Below are 18,659 nucleotides of genomic sequence, written 5' to 3'. Positions count from 1 at the left end.
ATTGACTTAAAAAAATCACTAAGGTTTAGCAAGGTTCATTTTCGGCGGGATATACCCGAGTTCCCACCTAGTTATTCGCCATGCGTGGCGCACTTATAAAAAATACCGCCTTTAATAGCGGTACACGTTTTCATAAATTATTTGTGTCGAATCTCTACTCTACGTACCCCCGGGCAGCCCACATTCCGCTATTCCGAATCAGCTTACGCACGGATTCTACTAGGAAAGATGGAAGATGATGCCCCGGCATCAGATATACTACGCGGCCAGAGCCATATGTATGTGCCCACGCAGCAGGCCACCGCTGGCCATCATGCTCATATTCGGCAAGAATAACCGCCGATTCATGCGGACTCAGCTCGAACCGAAAAGGCTCTTCATCTATTGTAAAATCGCTGAAATTCTCCACAATAGGGTGATTCCCATGATTGTATCGAATTGGCAGTGACGTATATTCCGGATGTCCCGTAACCATGCCGCCGATTAATTTTTCCAGCTCTTTGCTTTGCTGCAGAGAGATACCGTTGTGGATAGCCAGCAGCCCCCCACCTTTTTTCACATAGGATATGAGCGCTTGTACCTGATCTTCAGGTATCTCGAGATCCGAAAAGTCCGCGCAAGATATGAACAGATCATAGCCCTCCAGCTTATCCTCCTGAAGCACGGCGTAATCATCCGTATATTCAACCTTAATAACATGCTCAAATATGGCTTGTAATTCGTGATCAATATTCGTAAAAGGATGATATTTTGCTCCCTCGTATTGTCCAAGTGCAATGGCTTTCATATTCATAGTCTCCTCTCCCTCCCCTATTTCAACGGTTCATCCAACTTCTCTTCTGCCGATAACACCAGCTTTTAAATCGGCATCCTGGTCCATGATCGAAACTGCAATCGAACAAAGAGCCTTCAATCGCATGAATACTACCTAGGAACGAAATATTTTCCCGATTTCGTTTGAGTCGATAGCCGCCATTCACCCCACTTATCGATTCAATCATGCCCGCCTTCACCAACTTGGTCAGTATTTTGGACAAAATAGGTTGGAGACACGCTTTGTCGCTCTGCCAACTGCTGTACACCTGGTTTTTGGGGAGTCGCCGCAGTAAGAAAGAGCATCGTATGGAGGGCATAATCGGTAGCCTTGGGGAACTTCATTCATAATCGCCTGAATCACAGATTTAAAATATCTATAATAACTATAATGTTTCATTAGGTCAAGGATAAAGCATACCTGCTGAATTCTTGAAAAAGTATGCAATTCGGAACGCCCAGGACGCTTGCCACGATAAAACCCGATCGATCTTCATTCCTAATTCCCGGAACTTAACGGGCTGACTTTCCGGATTTTGATCTTTTGTCGAAACAAATAGCAATCTAAAAGAAATCGTAATTCGATATTGGTGCTAAAATCACGAGGGAGGGAATGCAATGAATCCACATCAGGTTATCATAGCAGGATGGTTTACAGTTGACCCGAATAAGCGTGATGAAGTCGTTAAAGCACACGAGGACCTCGTGAAACGTGCACGGCAAGCTCCTGGATGTTTTGATCTGGCAATAACGGCTGACCCGGTCGATCCATCGCGGGTCAACAATTTTGAGTATTGGCAGTCAGAAGAAGATTTAGAATCGTTTCGTGCTGTAGCAAATCCCCCAAAGCAAATTACTCCAATCCGAAGCGTTGAAATGCAGAAGCATGAAATCAGTAAATCGGGACCGCCATTCTAAATCAACCCCAAAAAAACGGCCGCATTCATCAATAGAGAAATGCGGCTTCATGTTGGCAGATCCCAGCTGTGCACACTTGATAGTTGAGCTACCGGAGCACCTGTTCAATTACGGTTATCCTTATAGATTCTTTTCATTTCAACTCGTTTCTTCTCTCAAATCATGCTCCATGAAGAGAATATCACGTTTCATTTCCTTCATGCCCTGTCTTGAAAGCCGCCCTGTCTCAAACATGGATTGGATGTTGTCTCGCTCGAGCTGAATTCCGACCCGGGCTACCTCCTGCATCGATGTATCGAACTCTTTTCTGTTGCCGGTGTCCGATTCGTCTCTGGTCAGATACAGCAGCCTACGCTCATACTGCAGTATCAGCGAGCTGACCGATTCCATATCCGGTTCGCCTTCTGCGAGCAGACCATTCAGCTTCTCAATGACATATGTAATATTTCGGATTCTGAGCTTGGTCAATTCGGCGCGTCTTTCTCGGAAGCTTAACCGGACTTGCTGCAGATTCCCGAACAATTCGACCCACTCCTTAACGGGGAAAAGCTCCTTTTTATAACTTGCATCTCTTGTGTGCGTAAACAACAGTTGGTTAATTTTGCTAAGGTAACGGTACGCTGTGTATGGATTCACTTCTTTCTTTTTAAGCGCAAGCAGCGTGTTCTCTCTTTCCCATTTCAGGACAGACAAGCCCAAAGACCGCTGTACCTTATCTTTCGTTTCATCTTTCCTGAGCGTTCGGATTCTGGAAGTATACGTATTGATGATCTGAGCGGTTGCCAGCCGGTTCTGGTCTGTGGTCAGTTCGTTTAATCCGGTAACAACATTCCTCAAAATCTCAATTTTTGCCTGGATCTCCTCCTCTTCCTGCTCCGTTTGCGTTTCTTTTCCCAATAAAAGCGGCAACAGGTAGTTGGATGCCAGCAGGGTCCACAGGATAACCCCAGCCGCAAGGAAAATGATCAGATCCCTGGCCGGAAATGCCGTGCCATCATGAAGAAAAAACGGTAGTGACAACGTACTCGCCAGTGTAATCGTTCCCCGGACTCCCGATAGACTGAGGATAAGCGCCTTCTTAAACCGGGGCTGCCAAGGGCCGCGGGGTAGGGTCCCTTCAGAAATATCCATCAAAAGCGCCCAGATGAAGCGCAGCCCGAGTACAGCCGAAGTCAATAATAGGGTGTACATCACCACTTTTAGATTCCCTATTTCCGCGCTGCTCCAAATCGTCTGAATAATATCCGGAAGCTGTGTGCCAAGCAGCAGGAAAACCAGTCCATTCAATACAAAGATAATGACCGACCAGGTGCTTTTGGACACAACTCTCAGCTTGGCTACTTCGGGATTCATTTTCTTGTAACCAATAGAATGGGCGATTCCTGCGGCGACGACGGCCAGTATACCATTAACCCCCAATTCCTCGGCCGCCATGAAAATCGCAAAGGGGGTCAGGATCTCAATCAGCATGTGGAGCGTGACATTCTCCATCCCCAGTCTTCGCAGCCAATTCACCACCCCATATTTTACAAACGTGAGCAGTAGGCCCAGTACCACACCGCCAAGGGATATGGAAATAAAGCTGATGCTGGCAGATTTGAAAGAGAACACACCGGTGACCATTGCGGCCACGGCAAACTGAAATGAGACCAGTCCCGATGCATCATTTATTAAGGATTCTCCCTCGAGAATTTGCATCGTCTGATGGGGGATTTTCACCTTCTGCTCCAGTGCACCCACGGCCACAGCATCGGTAGGCGCTAATGCAGCCGCCAGTGCAAAGGATGCCGCCAACGGGATGACCGGAAGTAGCCAATTCAGGAAATAGCCCATCACGCCTACCGTTACAAACACCAGACCCAGCGCTAGCAAAAGGATTGGTTTTTTTAGCTTCCACAGCGTTTCCTTATCCGCATGTCTGCCATCATTGAACAGCAACGGGGCAATGAACAGTAGCATAAACAGCTCCGGATTTAATTTCAGTTCATAGTGCAAGGGCAGCCAAGTAATCAGCATCCCCAGCACGATTTGAATAATAGGCACAGAGACCGAGGGGATAAACCGGTTCACTAAATTGGATAATGAGACTGCCGCCAACATCAGTAAAATAAATTCAAACAATTCCAAACGAATCTTACCTCCATATGTATCTGCATTCAGCAGCTATTCGTAAAAACTGCTTTGCTTTCTAACAAGAACTCAACTTATTGTAAAATAAATTTATGAACTGGATATGAATCGCTTTGCACTTTGCCTCAGAACAATAATCCATTTTCCCATAGGTATTTTTATCGGAATTACCGACAGCTTCATTAACACCTCCAATCTCAATTTGTTCTTCACTAGTCAACATAAGCTGGGGATCATCCGATTTCAAAGCGCACTAAAAGAGTTCCATAAGAGAAACTACTCCAACTTGACGGATCTTGCGCTTGAATATGGTTACTACGACCAATCACATTTTACTAATTCTTTTTCGCGCTATTACGGATTGCCTGTTAAACGTTTAACAAGATCGTGAAAAGAAGTCCGTTTTTTCCTATTCGGCCGGCCGGCAGTACTGATACAATGATGACGAAAATATGAATTCATAAGATGGGAGCTGTAAAGCATGACGATGAAGCTAAAGAGAATTGGAATTTTCGTGGAAGAGATGAAGAGGGCTTTGGATTTCTATCGACTCTTAGGATTTGAAATACCGGCAAGTGCGAACGAAGAACAACATGTTGAAGTCGAATGCAACGGAATATTCCTGGCTTTCGATACGAGGGAAACGGTGCAAGTTATTTTGGGCAGCTTCCAGGAGCCGATTGGAAATCGAATGGAGATTGCTTTCCATTTAGACAGTCGTGAAACGCTGGATGAATCGTATCGCCGATTGACGTCGCAAGGATATATTCGACATCTTGAGCCGAGCGATACGCCTTGGGGCGAGCGCTATGCTATTATAAAGGACCCGGATGGCAATTTGGTCAGTCTTGTCGCTTGATTCTTATGGAGTGAAAAGGAATGGCCGGTATCCTTAAACAAGGAAACCGGCCTTTCGTTTCTTAAGAATGATCTAAAGATTCTATTGAAATTTTGCAAACTTTGATGTTGGCTAGAACGGATATTTGATGATCTGCATATGTTTGCGGCCCTTTTCCGGGTTTATATTGGCTTGGCAGTCGGTGCTGAACGAAATATTCATGAAGTTACGTATGCTTCGAATGCTTTTCTTCGCCAGCCGGATGGTCTTCGTTCCACTTTTCCGCCTGGGCGGTGGCGATGGCAATGGCACGCCCTTCCTCATAGCCTTCTTCGAGCAGCGCGTTTGCGATTTCGACCGCTTTATTCCGCACGCGGGGCTCCAAATTTTTCATGGACACAGGATAATCATGCTTATTCCAAGGCATTGCGAATCCCTCCAAACAAGTTCTTGTTTATTCTATATTACCCGGCGTCGCACGAATCAAACGATGGTCATCCGCCCGGCGAACGTTTGCCCGTCTTTTTCCCGGTTAAAACTTTGACCACCCGAACACCGGCCTCAACATCTTGCGAATCCAATAAGCGATGATCGTCCCTGCGGTCCATGAACCGGGGTTCTGCAAGTACTCCATATATTGATCGTTGATGACATAAGTCCTCGTGGAAGCGGGGCTCTTCAGACCAAACTGTTCCCACTTCGCCGGATCGTTCGAACCTTCGAGCCTCTCAAGCATTTTCGCCGACTCCAGATTTATTTTAGCCGGAATTTGCTCGTAGGCTTGGATGATTTGCGCATGGAATTCGTCGATCGGATTGCGGTTAACAAGGCCCGTCAAATGGATGCTTTCGCGAATGTAAGAAACGTATGCCAGATGGTCCGCCCAGAGCTTGTCGATAAAATAAAGCCGTACCCGCTGCTCCGAAGGGCCCGCCTTCGTCTCGCCTTTCATAATTCCGAGCCGTTCCTCGTATAGAATACGACGCTGTTCCTCCACCATATCCGAATAACGGTTCAGTTCCCGGCGGATATCGAAGTTTTGCCCCATAATAACGCGCTGAATATGCTCAATTTTGCTGCGGAGCCCCGGCTCTTCGAGCGCCTCATCCTGCCGGGGAGCGCGAATCGCTTTACCGATGCCGAACCGAAGCAGCAACTCGTCCTCTAGGCTTACGAAAAATACGGAAGCTCCCGGGTCGCCTTGACGGCCGGATCGCCCGCGCAGCTGATTGTCGATCCGTACGCTTTGGTGCATATGCGTGCCAATCACGTACAACCCGCCCAGCTTGGCGACCATTTCCGCTTGCATGGGGTTGCCGCCGCCGAGCCGAATGTCGACGCCGCGTCCCGCCATATTCGTAGACACCGTTACGGCGCCGATTTCTCCCGCTTTGGCGATGAGCTCGGCTTCTTTTGCGTCGTTTTTCGCATTCAGAACTTGGCAAAGAACGCCGGCAGCCGTTAGCGCCTCCGCCAGCATGTCAGACTCCTCGACGCTTGACGTGCCAATGAGAATCGGGCGTCCCGTCCTATGGACGGACGAGATTTCTTGTACAAGCGCCTTTAGTTTGGCTTCTTTATGGGTATAAATCCGGTGCGGATGGTCGATCCGTATGATTGGCCGGTTCGGCGGGATTTGCACGACCTGCAGCGCATAAATATCTTCGAATTCCGTTGCGGAAGCTTGCGCGGTCGCCGTCATTCCGCAAATCTTCGGATAGAGGCTAAGGAAGTGTTGAAGGGTGATCATACCGAGAATATTCCCGCCGGTTAAGGTCTGCAGCCCTTCTTTGGCCGCAAGCGCGGCTTGCAGCCCGTCCGGCAAATGCCTGTTCTCCGCCACGCGGCCGGTATATTCGTCGATCAGCTCGATTTTCCCGTCCCGGACGATGTAATCGACGTCTTTTTTCAATAGCCATTCCGCATGCAGCGCGCAATTTAACGACATTAACAAATGACTATTATGGCTTTCGTACAAATTGCCGCACCCTAGCAGCGACTCCGCTTTCGCAGCGCCCGCTTCATTCAAATAAACATTCCGCTTGAACTCGTCGAAGTCGTAATGCTCGTCTTGCTTAAGCTGCCTGGCCACTTCTGCGAAACGAATGGCCTCGCTGCTGGAAGAACCCGACCCGCCGGCGATGACCAGCGGCACACGTGCTTCGTCGAGAAGCAGTGAATCCGCTTCGTCGACAATGACGTAATGGAAAGGACGATGCACGGTGTCGGCTTCATCCAGTGCGATCGTGTCGCGCAAATAATCGAATCCCGCCTCTTTGGCCGTAACATAGGTGATATCCGCTGCGTACGCTTCCCTTTTTTCGGACGGGCTCATGCGCGCTTGAACCGAGTTTACCGTTAACCCGAGAAAACGATAAACCGGGCCCATCCATCCGGCATCCCGATTTGCCAAATAATCGTTAAAAGTCAGCACATGAACGCCTTTGCCGGTCAGCGCATTTAGATAGGCAGGCATCACGGCCGAGAGCGTTTTTCCTTCACCGGTATGCTGCTCGATCAAACATCCCTCATGCAGAGCGACGGCAGCCATGATCTGAACATCGTAAGGCAGTAATCCGAGCGTTCTCTTCGCCGCCTCGCAGACTAACGCATAGGCATCGACAAGCAGTTCATCCAAAGGCGTACCCGATGTCGCTTCCTTTTTCAGCCGAAGGGATTCCGCTTGCAGCCGCTGATCTTCCCAAGCTTCCAAATTCCGTTTCCTGATGAGCTCCGCTTTGTCCCGATAACCTTTCAGCTTTTTCTGGATATCATAGCCTTTGATTTTTTGCAACAACTTGACGGCTGTATTCACAGGAACTTGATCTCCCCTCGGTTTTGTACGCGATTCTATCCTATTCATCCTTTAACCGCCGTTGATACAAAACAACGGATACCATCGTTAATGCAATCGTCCATGCCAAAATAATAAGGAGCGGTTTTAATAAATCTGCAGTCGTAAAACCTATATTGCGTATATCTAACAAATGGACAAGTTGAACGCTTGGTGTATACTCCAGCACTTTAAAGATCGGGAAATCGTCCGCTAGCAACACCCCCCATGGTGCGGCAGTGAATACGAGCGCCACAGGCATGATAGACAATGAGGCTTCAAGCAATGTCTTGGAGAATAAACCACAGATCGTCCCCGCTGCGGTGTATAGAATAATCGAAAAGAGGACGGCTGTCACAAACGCCCATATGCTAGCCGGCTCATACCCAAATATCAACGTAGCAATAGCCAGAGCAACGGAAGATATGATAAAGACTAAAGTGCTTTTACCGATCAAAACATCCAAGGTCGTGGCCGGAGTCATCATTAATGATCGTAACGTGTTACGCTCCTTTTCTTCCGCAATCAAGCAAGCTTGCACTAAACACGTTAGTAACACAAACGAAGTATTCAGAAGAAAACCGATAGCCCCAGGCAAAGACGGGCCTGCACTTCGAAAAAGAAATGCGAAAAGAATTGGAACAATCAGGCTAAAGGAGATCGCATAATTGCGTGAAAACTCTTTGTAATCCTTCACAAATATCGCACCGGCACGTTTTAATGAGATACTCATCGTAACTCACTTCCTGTCATTTTAATAAAGATATCACCTAGACTCGGCTCCTTTGTTTCTAATCGATCTATTAACCCTCTTTTCATCCAATCAGCGATTTTGTCAGCCGTTCCTTCATCGATCGGAAGCTCGTAAGCCTCCCCATGGATCAATTCAACGCAAACGACGTTTTCCCGATGCTGTTTTTTAAGTTCCTTGGGTGAGCCGATCGCTTGGATTTGCCCTTGATGCAAAATTGCCACACGGTTACATATCAATTCTGCCTCAGCCATATCATGCGTAGTTAAGAAAATCGTTGTCCCGTTCTCATTTAAGTAGCGTAAGCCTTTATGAATATGTGCCGAGTTTACGGGATCTAAAGCCGAAGTAGGTTCATCTAAAAACAATAACTCCGGCTCATGGATAATCGCGCATGCCAACATGACACGCTGACGCATCCCTTTCGATAAGCGCTTGACTTTCTTTTTGCGCTCTCCGCTTAAGTTCACAAACTGCAACACTTTATCGATCGAAGATTTAGGTAGATCATATAACTTACGATACAACTCCAGATTCTCCTCAATCGTTAATCGCTCATATCGACCGCTGTTATCCGTCAAAATGCCAAAGCGCATCTTCTGCGCAGACTGATGCATCATCTCCGCCGGCTGGTTGAATACACTTGCCTTTCCGCTTGTCGGATTTAATTGCGCCGTTAAAATCTTGATTAATGTCGTTTTCCCCGAACCACTCGGACCCAGGAAACCAAAAATTTCCCCTTTCGGAATGGAAAAGGACACGTCTAATAACGCATCCTTATTCCCAAATCTCTTTCGAATATGTTCTACTCGGATCACATCCATGAACACCACTTCCTTAGCGTTGATGGCTTAAATATATAAAGATTGCATGCTTTCAGCCATCAAAAACCGCCGAAATGTAGCTAATTTCGCCTGAATGGTACCATGAAATGCTTGATGGCTTCGTTTATTGCCCCGGAAATGGCATACGCTTACGAAGTTATGTTTGCTTCGCAAGCATTTTAAATGTTAAGAAGCGCTTTTAATTCCTGCAGTTTTGAACGGGATAACGGAACCACGGCATCTTTCCCCGTATTTAATCGCAGGCTGTAGCTATTCTTCGTCCATGTAATAATCTCTCTTACTTTTTGCAGATTAACGATGTAGGATCGATGACACCTGAAAAATCCGAAATTCAACAATCTCTGCTCAAGCTCGGTTAGCGTCAAAGCACAGACATAATTTTCTCCACCTACATGAACAAGGATCGAACCATCCATGCTTTCTATGTAATCGACTTCCGGCGGATCAAATAAAATCACTTTGTCATTTCTTTTTGTAGATATCTTCTGCAAGGTCATATTGGCCTCATCTTGTTTCTGCACTTCCTGCTTATCCTCTTCGGAGTCCCGAATATCCAATGGATGAAATCCGGATTCGTTCAATCGATAAATGGCATCACAGGAAATCATGGCATCCTCTAAATTCGAAGTTAAAATTAAAATCTGCTTTTCTTTCGAAAGATCATCTAAAATCCGTTTGAATTGACGGCGATCCTCTTCTTCCAAGTAAAAATAGGGTTCCTCCAGTACAAGTGTAGGCTGATGCGCAAAAAAGACACGCAGCAATGTCACATACATCCTTTTCGATGAGCTTAGATCCTTGATTTTTACCTTCCGTTCTTCTTTTAAAGCAAAATAATCCATCAACGGGGCGACACGCTCATTCCTCTCCGTTACTTTGATTAGAAATGTGATCAGCTCTTCCACCGTTAAACGCATGTACTCGTTTTGCCCAGCTCGAAATACATAATATCGGGAACGATCCGCTAATTGATTCATTAAAATCTGCTTTCGCTTCAAGTCCGTTATAATGCCAATCGATTGGTTCGATGTCATGGTCAATTCGATCTTAGGTAGAAGTAATTTCCCATCATCATAGATGGGTTGAAATTGCATAGTTAGCTCTTCGTTCCCCATATATTTCCCTCTCTAAAATAAAACGCCCCAAGCAATCGCTTTGGGACGATTCGTAATCGCGGCTCCACCAAGTTGTATTGCTGTTGCACAACCACCGTAAACTTGACTATAACGGGCCGCTTAGAAACCGGCATTTTCATTCCCTGTGTAGCGAAAAATGATATACCTTGTTTCATCAATCGCTTTAGATTATTGGGTAAATTTTACTTTCATTTGAATCTGCTGTCAATATTACATAGACCATCTAGAAATAGGAGGCCATCATCTTCCATTTGAACAACTAAAATGGCTTAACGACCATTAGCACCAATACGGCAATCATCAGCAGCTGTGCTGCTGCCTCGACGGGTACGATCTTTTTTATCATCCGTCTGAACTCGGCGGGTATTTCATTACCCTGGTCTTGACTTTCAGATATGCTCTTGATGATCTTTTTCATGCGCGGCTCGATCCATCCATCGATCAGGACGATCATGAGCAGCGCTAAAAGAATGGATACATTCAGCCACATTTGGGATAACCCCATCTTGGTTATAATCATAAGCCCCACCCCGGTTAGAATAAGTACGAATCCGCCAATTTTAGGCATGATGGCCAGTTTGGTCGTTATACCTAAAACAAAGTGCAGCTGGCCGACGGTTCTAGCAGATCTACGAATGATGGGCGTCACGAAAGTAGGGCCGATAAAGGCGATCGAAGCCAATATATGCAAAACGAGCAGTAATCCAAATAATCCCATGATCCCCTTCTCCTCAGTTCACCGGAATATTGCTTTGATAGGCTAGACCGACCCTTTTTCTATTAAACGCTCCTCCGAGCCCAAGATGGTTGAGCATACACATTACGACATCGTCATAAGCCACATTCAGCTCTTGAAATCTGCTGAACAAGTGACCGGCTATCTCTGCCTCGGAAAGGTCCTTGATCGTCTCCTGCATCGGAACGGGCAATATTTCCGTTGTTACATGCAGAGGATCTGGGTGCTCTCTTGAATCCGTCATTGTTCCCGGACACATCATGGACCAATCGAGTCCAGTCCGTTGCAGCCTTTCGAAATTCCGGTTGTGATTTTTATACTCAGGCGGGAAGCCGGGTAAATCGTTGCCGATCAGATCCGTATATGGAATATCCAGCAGGCCGGCTCCTCCCATAACCCATACCCGCCCAGAGAAACTAGGCTCCAATTCACATTGGCTTATAATGTTATCGACGATACGGACAAACTCTTCTCCCTGACCCGCATGGCCGGCCGAGATAATAGCGGCGTTTTGATTCGCGAGTGCCTCACGAACGCTCGCCGGGTCCATCATATCGTCCACGATCACCTTCGCATGCTTTGCGGAATGCTCGCCTAGTTGAGCATAAAGCTTCTCGGAATTTCGCACAAATGCGGTCATTTCATGCCCCATTTTTATCCCTTGCAAGAGCACTCTTTTCCCTGTATTCCCCGTCGCTCCAAAAACAATAATGTTCATTGTCCTTGCCTCCTCTTGAATGGTCCCCCATATTTGGTTAACCCAAGCTTAGCATCGCTTCATTATGATGATAAGAACCCACTTTAAAGTAGGGTACTTACTTAAAAGTAAGCTTGGCGGAAAAGTATATAATTCGTTCCGGGAGTGCGACTGCAGGCAAACAAAAAGGCTGCCCGAAATCCCGAGGCAGCTTTCATTTTGAGTTGACTGTATTCGTGTGCAATCCAATGAACCGGTTTTAGGACGCCGGCTCTTCATATTTCCGCTTATTATGCTTCTCTCCCCAAGCACACATGACTTCCGCTACAGGAATCAATGTTTGGCCATATTCACTAAGGGAATATTCTACTTTCGGAGGGACAGTAGGGTAGACCGTTCGATCAACTATGCCTTCCCGTTCCAAATCCCGGAGATGTTGTGCGAGCATTTTTTGCGAAACATCGGGTATGAGTTTTTCCAGATCGTTGAATCGCTTTGTGGACTCAATCAAATGCCATAAAATCATCGGCTTCCATTTGCCACTTAGAACATGAATGATCGTCTCGATTGGACATTCACGCTGATGAATCATTAATGAATCATCCCCTTACTTGTAAGTAAGTGCATTACCTGAAAATAACATAACAAAATCTTACGATAGCGCTACAATCAAGTCAATCATTGAAACCATAAAGGACAGAGACATAATGCATGCGGTGCTTATCTCCGCCCCTAAGCTCCGTCGGGAATGAGATCAAATTGATCAAATTCTAGTCGTTTGATTTTGGCAATAACTTTTGCCGCGGGGTGTCCAAACATTACGATGTGAGAAGGAATACCCTGTGATATCCCTCTAAAGCAAGGAGCTGATATCATGAGCCGGTTTCCGGATGTGGTCATTATCATCAGAAGCAAAAACAATTTTGCCAACATCGGCAAAGTACGCATTATAGGAAGCGCATTCCCTTGTCGCAATACTTTAAGAGTTGGAGCCCCCGAAAAGATGCTGTACTCTGTCTGCTCAAACATGGGTTCGTTATTACGGAACAGAAAAACATCGGCGTATTTTTCCGTATTCGGTGAGTGGGACTGGCATGGTCGCCTAGGCGCAAGCAAAAGCCCTCTTATAGCTGAATCGGTTAAGCATACAAGTTCTTGTCATTTTGGACTAGCGATAGATTGTGAGACTCCAGAAAACAATCGAATCCGCCACCTTTTTTCGAGGACCAACAAGATTAATACGTGGAATGAATAATGCGGGGACAGAAAAACAATACTACCTGTGATCGGATTACTATTTTTGCAAAGGAGATCCTTCACCATGCATTCAGGTTTCGAGAGCCCATTTACACGAATCCACTTATTGTATCATGCGAATATAAATGCAATTACGCCTGAGGAAATCCAACCCGAAATTAACAGCCACGGCTATCATTTGAGTCCACAGCAAGTTAAACAGGAGCTGGATCATCTGACGAGCGAAGGTTACCTTACAAACAAAGGCTCCCAATACGACATTACATTAAGCGGAAAAGATGAACTCCGAAATGTCCAGCAACATTTGGAGTCATTATATCAAGAAGTGATACAGATTGAACCTCCCACGACTGAGGTCGCAGGATTCTTGGGTAAAACCGAGTAACCTCGACGAATTGACCAAGCTATCCCCGTAGTTCCTACGGTTACTGCCGCTATACAGAGAGTAGTCTTTTGCCTTCGGCAAGAATGTTTTGACTGGCGTTCAGATCCCTTTGATGATATGTGTTACAAGAAGGGCATTCCCATTCACGAAGGTTCAGATTCTTAACGTCTTTGTTTTGGTATCCACAGCAAGAACAGAGTTGGGATGATGCGAATGTTTTGCCTACTGCAATGATGATGCGTCCGAACCATTTCGCCTTATATTCCAGCATGGTGCGAAACTGATACCAAGACACTTCGTTGATGGCTTTCGCCAATTTATGATTTTTAAGCATATTGGAAACTTGCAAATCTTCTATCGCAATCACGTCGTGGTTTTTGACAATGTGCGTGGAAATCTTTTGCAAGTAGTCCGTTCTTGCGTTCACAATACGCTCATGGAGTCGAGCAACCTTGAACCGTTGCTTGTTCCAATTGGAAAGTCCCTTTTTACGTCTGGAAAGTTTACGCTGTTCACGAGCTAATTTCTTTTCGAGTTTGCGCAGGAATTTGGGGTTTTCATATACTTCACCATTGGAGAGTACAGCAAAGTCCTTCAAACCCACATCGATACCAACCTCTTTGTTGGTTTTAGGAAGTGGATTTACCTCTGTTTCAACCAAGATCGATACAAAATATTTACCACTGGAATTGGATCTGACGGTTGCATTCAAAATGCGTCCTTCGACTTCTTTTGATTTGGCAAACTTTACAAGTCCAAGCTTAGGGAGCTTGATCTTATTCCCGTCTATCACAATATTTCCATTTGTTTGCTTTGTGGTATAGGACTGAACCTTATTTCTTTTTGATTTGAAGCGTGGCGCATCGTTCTGCTTCCTGAAAAATCGTGAGTAGGCATCGGCGAGATTTTTTACCGACGACTGAATCGCGATGCTGTCCACTTCTTTTAGCCATGGAAATTCTTTTTTCAGATGCGGGAGTTCGGACGAACAGCTGTTGTAGGTTAACCCTTTACCGGTTTCCTTGTACGTCTCGTTCCATTTGGCTAGAAAGTGATTAAACACAAAACGAGAACATCCGATGGTTCTTGCAATTAAAATTTCTTGTTCTTTGCTGGGGTAGATCCTGAATTTATAGGCTTTCCTTGATGAGCATTGAGTTTCACCTCACTTTCTGGTTTTGAATATACCTCCTAATTTGCTCCTCTGTTTGTTCACTGACGGTTGCTACAAAGTAAGAAGGATTCCATAGTTTCCCTCCCCACAATTCCTTTTTAAGGTGAGGAAATTCTTTAAATAGCAATCTGGCAGACACACCTTTGAGGGCTTTCATGATGTTTGGTATAGAGTGCTGTGGAGAGCAGTCCATGAGAAGATGAACATGGTCAACATCTGTCTCTATTTCGGTGATATCAAATTGATGATCCGAAGCAATTTGATGTAGTAGTTCTTTTAATTTCGACTCCACTTCACCTGTTAAAAGTTTGTGTCGGTATTTTACGCACCATACCACATGATACTGGATGGAATAGACGTATCCACGCCCACGCTTGACTTCTGACATAATTATCCTCCTCTTGATTTCAGGATAACATATGTCAATTTGTCTGGAAAGAAATATCCTATATTTATTGGTTTTATTCTTAATTAAATGATTAACATATGTCGGATGTTCAACATGCCTTTTGGTAGACCACATCCGAGCGTTCATTCATCTTATGACTAAAGTCACGAGTGTTCTGGACGCAAAGAATAAATAATAACCAGCTTCCCTAATGAATACCAAAATCAATCCCCTGTACGGTTTATAAAGCGGATAGGGGATTGATTTTGAATCCATTAACTCAAGGTACCACCAGCCATTTCCGGCGGCATTTCGCCCCCCGTGACACGACCGCCCCCCTGCTTTAACAAGACGGCTGTATACAATCGAATCCGCTCGGACTCTTGTGTAGGTCGTAGGTCGTTCCGACTTGTCACTCTTCCATTCAAAGGTGCAACCTCCAGAACAACAGCGTGGTACGAACGGCAATTCAACTGCGATAAGTTATTTCACCGAACAATAATACTAGCAATACCCCTCCTATACATTACCTTCCCTTCTTCCATCCCATTTAGGGATCTTTTTACCATTACCCCATTAGTTAAGATCTAATAGACGATACCTATACTAGTGTTTCGATTCATTCGAGCTGTTTCTACTCGTTTAACAATGCATTTGTTTCTTCCTTTGCAGATAGTCCCCGTGTGTTTTTTAATCCATTTGTATCCGTTTATTTGATATGGATCACTAGAAAAAGCGGCGGCTTTTGCCTATGTCATGCAAACAAATAGGTATCCGCACAATCCTGAGCAGAGGCTGGAGCGTATGTATGTGAACAAAGGAAACCGATCAATGCTTAGATTAATGTGTAAAGGCAAGATTCACCGAGCCACTGTGACGGAAGCCGATCCGAATTATGTTGGACCGCCCCCCCTGCGCACCAGTTTCAGCCCGGTGATACCGTGATGATCTTAAGCTTGGGACTGATGGACGAATCTGAGATTATGAAATGAATGGCTTTTAATACTTCTGCGAAGCAACTGGAGGTAGATCGTTTGAAGAAGGAAAAATATAAAATGGGGAAATTGGGAAAGTACAAATTCATGAAGAAATATAAAATGATACGCAAATTCTTGCCAGACACCCGAACAGCAACGTTATCCAACATTAAAATAATGCTGGGATTGTATAAATCAGTTTACTTAAAACCCGATGAGGGAACAGGCGGTCATGGGATATATAGAATCCATAGGGACAAGAATAACCTTATTTTGCGCACCGGTTCAAAATCACGCATATTCAGCTCTTTAAACGACTTATATACTTCAATCAAAAATGTTCTAACTAGGGGTAAATATATTGTTCAAGAAGGAATCGAACTGTTAAAACACAATCATCGTCCGTTCGATATCAGAGTTATGGTACAAAAGAATGGAAAAGGAATATTAGATGTTACGGGGATTATCGGAAGACAAGCGAAGCGAAATAAAGTGGTAACGAATTATCATTCAGGAGGAACTCCCTTACCTGTAGATACCTTACTCAAATCGCATCTGAATGACGAATCAAGGAAACGGTACATTCAGCTGCTTGAGAGATTAGGGAAAGATGCGAGCACTGTCCTTGGTAAAAGTTATAGGAGCAAACGAGCATTCGGTGTTGATATAGCCATTGATAATAAAATGAATCCCTGGGTCCTGGAGATTAACACCAAGCCTGATATGAGCATCTTTAACGCTTTGAAGAACAAAACGATGTACAAAAGGATTTTAAGGTACTCGAAAATTAAAGGATGAGCAGTAAGCCGCTACTATGTTGATAAATTTGGTTTTTGTCGTCCTGTACTTTGGCGTTAAAAAAAGGGGCCCAATCCACTTCGGACGGGTCCCGTGTTATTAGCAACTTTAAAAGAACGATGGAACTAAAGATCCTCATCAATCTACCGATGAAAGTCATACATATTTCTACCAAACGGCTTGATCCGTCCTGTACAATTGCAATTGTACCATCCCTTCCCAATCCCGCTCATTCTCATGAGCGACAGACAAGGAGGAATCAACGTGATCAATGAAATGCGAGCAGACTGCATTATTATCGGGGGCGGAACCGGAGGTTGCTCGGCCGCTCTGTCTGCGGCCCGCTTAGGCAAATCCGTCATTATGACCGAGGAAACCGACTGGATCGGAGGGCAGTTGACGAGCCAAGCCGTCCCTCCAGACGAGCATCCCTGGATCGAGTCGTTTGGCTGTACGCGGAGCTACAGACAATTCCGCGACGGCATCCGGGCTTACTACCGGCGCTACCTTCCCTTGACCGCGGCAGCCGCCGCCAACCCGCTGCTGAACCCAGGCAACGGGAGCGTAAGCCGACTGTGTCATGATCCGAGAGTCGCGCTCTCTGTTCTGCATGAAATGCTGGCACCGTACGTGCTCAGCGGGCGCATCGTCATCCTGACCAGGCACCGGATCGAATCGGCGGAAACCGAAGGGGACCGGGTACGTTCCGTAACCGTTCGGTGTCTGCAAACGAATCAGCGCTCCGTTCTGGCCTCGGACTATTTCATCGATGCAACCGAATGCGGTGACGTGCTTCCGCTTACCGGTACCGAATATGTCACCGGAGCCGAATCGGTCAGCCAGACCGGAGAACCGCATGCCCTCGAAGGGGAAGCCGACCCGCAGGACATGCAAGGATTCACCCACTGTTTTGCCGTGGATTACCTGCCGGATGAAGACCATACCATTGACAGACCTGCACAATACGCCTTCTGGAAAGACTATAAACCGGACTTCTGGCCGGATAAGCTGCTTAGCTGGACAGCCGTTAAGCCGCAGACGCTGGAACCGGTCCAATATGAGTTGTTTCCCGGCACCGAACGGTTTTCGCTGTTCCAGTACCGCCAAATTGCCGATCAGGCGAATTTTGTGCCCGGCACTTTCCGCAGTTCGGTCACGCTCATCAACTGGCCCCAAAACGATTATTGGCTTGGCAATCCGCTCGAAGTGGACGATGCAGAGCGGCAGCGCCATCTTGAGGGCGCACGGCAGCTCAGCCTCTCGCTTCTCTATTGGCTGCAAACGGAGGCCCCCCGTCCGGATGGCGGTCAAGGATATCCCGGGCTGAGACTACGGCCGGACATCGTGGGAACCCGGGACGGCCTCGCCATGTACCCTTACATCCGCGAGTCCAGACGCATTCGCGCCGAATTCACTGTGCTGGAGCAGCACTTGGCAGCAGACCGGCCGGGCGGAACGTCTGAACGGTACCATGATTCGGTTGGCATCGGCTGCTACCGGATTGACCTGCATCCCAGCACGGGAGGGCGGAACTATATCGACGTGTCCTCCTTGCCTTTTCATATTCCGCTGGGCAGCTTGATTCCCGAGCGGATGGAAAATCTCATCCCGGCCTGCAAAAATATCGGTGTAACCCATATTACGAACGGATGTTACCGCTTACACCCGGTTGAATGGAATATCGGGGAAGCGGCAGGATCGCTTGTCTCTTATTGTCTGGACCACGGCATTTCGCCGCGCGGGGTGCGCAATCAGGATAAGGAGCTGAACTCTTTCCAGACGCTTCTTCGTCAGCAGGGCGTCGAGCTGGAATGGCCTGTCATCCGGGCCGTATGAGTGCAGCATGATTCGTTTGGCTTCGATGCCGATTTAGATACTTTGTGGTGACAGCGAAATTTTATAGTTTCATATTGATTAAAAAAAGCTGCATCCGTTATGGCAACGGATGCAGCTTCATTATTAATCTTATCGGAACGGTCACGA

Annotated in this window: 17 protein-coding genes and 2 pseudogenes; 6 read left to right on the top strand and 13 right to left on the bottom strand. The window is 46.3% G+C overall.

Annotated features, from left to right (window positions below; genetic code table 11):
• Positions 1–154 precede the first annotated feature (154 nt).
• Both GQY55_RS12510 and GQY55_RS12505 read right to left on the bottom strand, forming a co-directional pair.
• The gene (locus GQY55_RS12510; protein WP_160041785.1) at positions 155–787 is read right to left on the bottom strand and encodes a ThuA domain-containing protein; all 633 of its coding nucleotides are present in this window, start codon (positions 785–787) and stop codon (positions 155–157) included.
• A 23-nt stretch (positions 788–810) separates the two neighbouring features.
• Positions 811–1,158: pseudogene (locus GQY55_RS12505) on the bottom strand (Rrf2 family transcriptional regulator).
• Positions 1,159–1,431: 273 nt separating this feature from the next.
• Here GQY55_RS12505 and GQY55_RS12500 point away from each other — a divergent pair.
• Positions 1,432–1,731 carry a putative quinol monooxygenase gene (locus GQY55_RS12500; protein WP_160041783.1) on the top strand — a complete coding sequence of 100 codons (300 nt, stop codon included), beginning with the start codon at positions 1,432–1,434 and terminating at the stop codon, positions 1,729–1,731.
• A 138-nt stretch (positions 1,732–1,869) separates the two neighbouring features.
• Here GQY55_RS12500 and GQY55_RS12495 read toward each other — a convergent pair whose 3' ends face one another.
• Positions 1,870–3,858, bottom strand: a complete 1,989-nt coding sequence (locus GQY55_RS12495; protein WP_160041781.1) for a Na+/H+ antiporter — start codon at positions 3,856–3,858, stop codon at positions 1,870–1,872.
• Positions 3,859–3,964: 106 nt separating this feature from the next.
• On the opposite strand from GQY55_RS12495, the gene GQY55_RS32055 reads away from it, so the two are divergent.
• Both GQY55_RS32055 and GQY55_RS12485 read left to right on the top strand, forming a co-directional pair.
• Positions 3,965–4,252 carry an AraC family transcriptional regulator gene (locus GQY55_RS32055; RefSeq protein ID WP_373309093.1) on the top strand — a complete coding sequence of 96 codons (288 nt, stop codon included), beginning with the start codon at positions 3,965–3,967 and terminating at the stop codon, positions 4,250–4,252.
• A gap of 90 nt (positions 4,253–4,342) precedes the next feature.
• The gene (locus GQY55_RS12485) at positions 4,343–4,720 is read left to right on the top strand and encodes a VOC family protein (protein WP_160041777.1); all 378 of its coding nucleotides are present in this window, start codon (positions 4,343–4,345) and stop codon (positions 4,718–4,720) included.
• 205 nt (positions 4,721–4,925) lie between these two features.
• Here the strand turns inward: GQY55_RS12485 and GQY55_RS12480 are convergent, their stop codons facing one another.
• From GQY55_RS12480 to GQY55_RS12445, 8 genes are all read right to left on the bottom strand, one after another.
• Positions 4,926–5,126 carry a hypothetical protein gene (locus tag GQY55_RS12480; RefSeq protein WP_160041775.1) on the bottom strand — a complete coding sequence of 67 codons (201 nt, stop codon included), beginning with the start codon at positions 5,124–5,126 and terminating at the stop codon, positions 4,926–4,928.
• 105 nt (positions 5,127–5,231) lie between these two features.
• The gene (locus GQY55_RS12475; protein ID WP_160041773.1) at positions 5,232–7,514 is read right to left on the bottom strand and encodes a preprotein translocase subunit SecA; all 2,283 of its coding nucleotides are present in this window, start codon (positions 7,512–7,514) and stop codon (positions 5,232–5,234) included.
• Between the two features lie 40 nt (positions 7,515–7,554).
• Complete coding sequence (locus GQY55_RS12470; protein ID WP_160041771.1) at positions 7,555–8,265, bottom strand: ABC transporter permease; 711 nt, start codon at positions 8,263–8,265, stop codon at positions 7,555–7,557.
• Positions 8,262–9,107 carry an ABC transporter ATP-binding protein gene (locus tag GQY55_RS12465; protein ID WP_160041769.1) on the bottom strand — a complete coding sequence of 282 codons (846 nt, stop codon included), beginning with the start codon at positions 9,105–9,107 and terminating at the stop codon, positions 8,262–8,264. The genes GQY55_RS12470 and GQY55_RS12465 overlap by 4 nt, the downstream gene beginning before the upstream one ends.
• A gap of 179 nt (positions 9,108–9,286) precedes the next feature.
• Entirely contained in the window at positions 9,287–10,243 is a 957-nt protein-coding gene (locus GQY55_RS12460) for a LytTR family transcriptional regulator DNA-binding domain-containing protein (protein ID WP_236575574.1), read from the bottom strand.
• Positions 10,244–10,523: 280 nt separating this feature from the next.
• The gene (locus tag GQY55_RS12455; protein ID WP_160041767.1) at positions 10,524–10,982 is read right to left on the bottom strand and encodes a DUF2269 family protein; all 459 of its coding nucleotides are present in this window, start codon (positions 10,980–10,982) and stop codon (positions 10,524–10,526) included.
• A 13-nt stretch (positions 10,983–10,995) separates the two neighbouring features.
• On the bottom strand, positions 10,996–11,718 hold the full coding sequence (locus GQY55_RS12450; RefSeq protein WP_160041765.1) for an NAD(P)-dependent oxidoreductase: 723 nt from the start codon (positions 11,716–11,718) through the stop codon (positions 10,996–10,998).
• A 238-nt stretch (positions 11,719–11,956) separates the two neighbouring features.
• Positions 11,957–12,289, bottom strand: coding sequence for a winged helix-turn-helix transcriptional regulator (locus tag GQY55_RS12445; RefSeq protein ID WP_160041763.1), 333 nt, complete (start codon positions 12,287–12,289; stop codon positions 11,957–11,959).
• A gap of 729 nt (positions 12,290–13,018) precedes the next feature.
• Here GQY55_RS12445 and GQY55_RS12440 point away from each other — a divergent pair.
• Positions 13,019–13,339: a hypothetical protein gene (locus GQY55_RS12440; RefSeq protein WP_160041761.1), complete on the top strand. Its 321-nt coding sequence runs from the start codon at positions 13,019–13,021 to the stop codon at positions 13,337–13,339.
• A 49-nt stretch (positions 13,340–13,388) separates the two neighbouring features.
• On the opposite strand, the pseudogene tnpB reads toward GQY55_RS12440, so the two are convergent.
• A pseudogene (tnpB, locus tag GQY55_RS12435) lies at positions 13,389–14,480 on the bottom strand (IS200/IS605 family element RNA-guided endonuclease TnpB); the annotation flags it as partial.
• A gap of 19 nt (positions 14,481–14,499) precedes the next feature.
• The gene (gene tnpA / locus GQY55_RS12430) at positions 14,500–14,901 is read right to left on the bottom strand and encodes an IS200/IS605 family transposase (protein WP_160041759.1); all 402 of its coding nucleotides are present in this window, start codon (positions 14,899–14,901) and stop codon (positions 14,500–14,502) included.
• A gap of 1,034 nt (positions 14,902–15,935) precedes the next feature.
• Here tnpA and GQY55_RS12425 point away from each other — a divergent pair.
• On the top strand, positions 15,936–16,676 hold the full coding sequence (locus GQY55_RS12425; RefSeq protein ID WP_236575573.1) for a YheC/YheD family protein: 741 nt from the start codon (positions 15,936–15,938) through the stop codon (positions 16,674–16,676).
• 237 nt (positions 16,677–16,913) lie between these two features.
• Entirely contained in the window at positions 16,914–18,512 is a 1,599-nt protein-coding gene (locus GQY55_RS12420; RefSeq protein ID WP_201452144.1) for an FAD-dependent oxidoreductase, read from the top strand.
• The last annotated feature ends 147 nt before the right edge of the window (positions 18,513–18,659 follow it).

The organism is Paenibacillus sp. USDA918EY, from assembly GCF_009870825.1.
In the GTDB taxonomy this organism is placed as follows: Bacteria; Bacillota; Bacilli; order Paenibacillales; family Paenibacillaceae; genus Paenibacillus_AQ; species Paenibacillus_AQ albilobatus.
The sequence above is the reverse complement of the archived record's forward strand: the minus strand, read 5'-3'. Positions and strand labels throughout refer to the sequence as shown.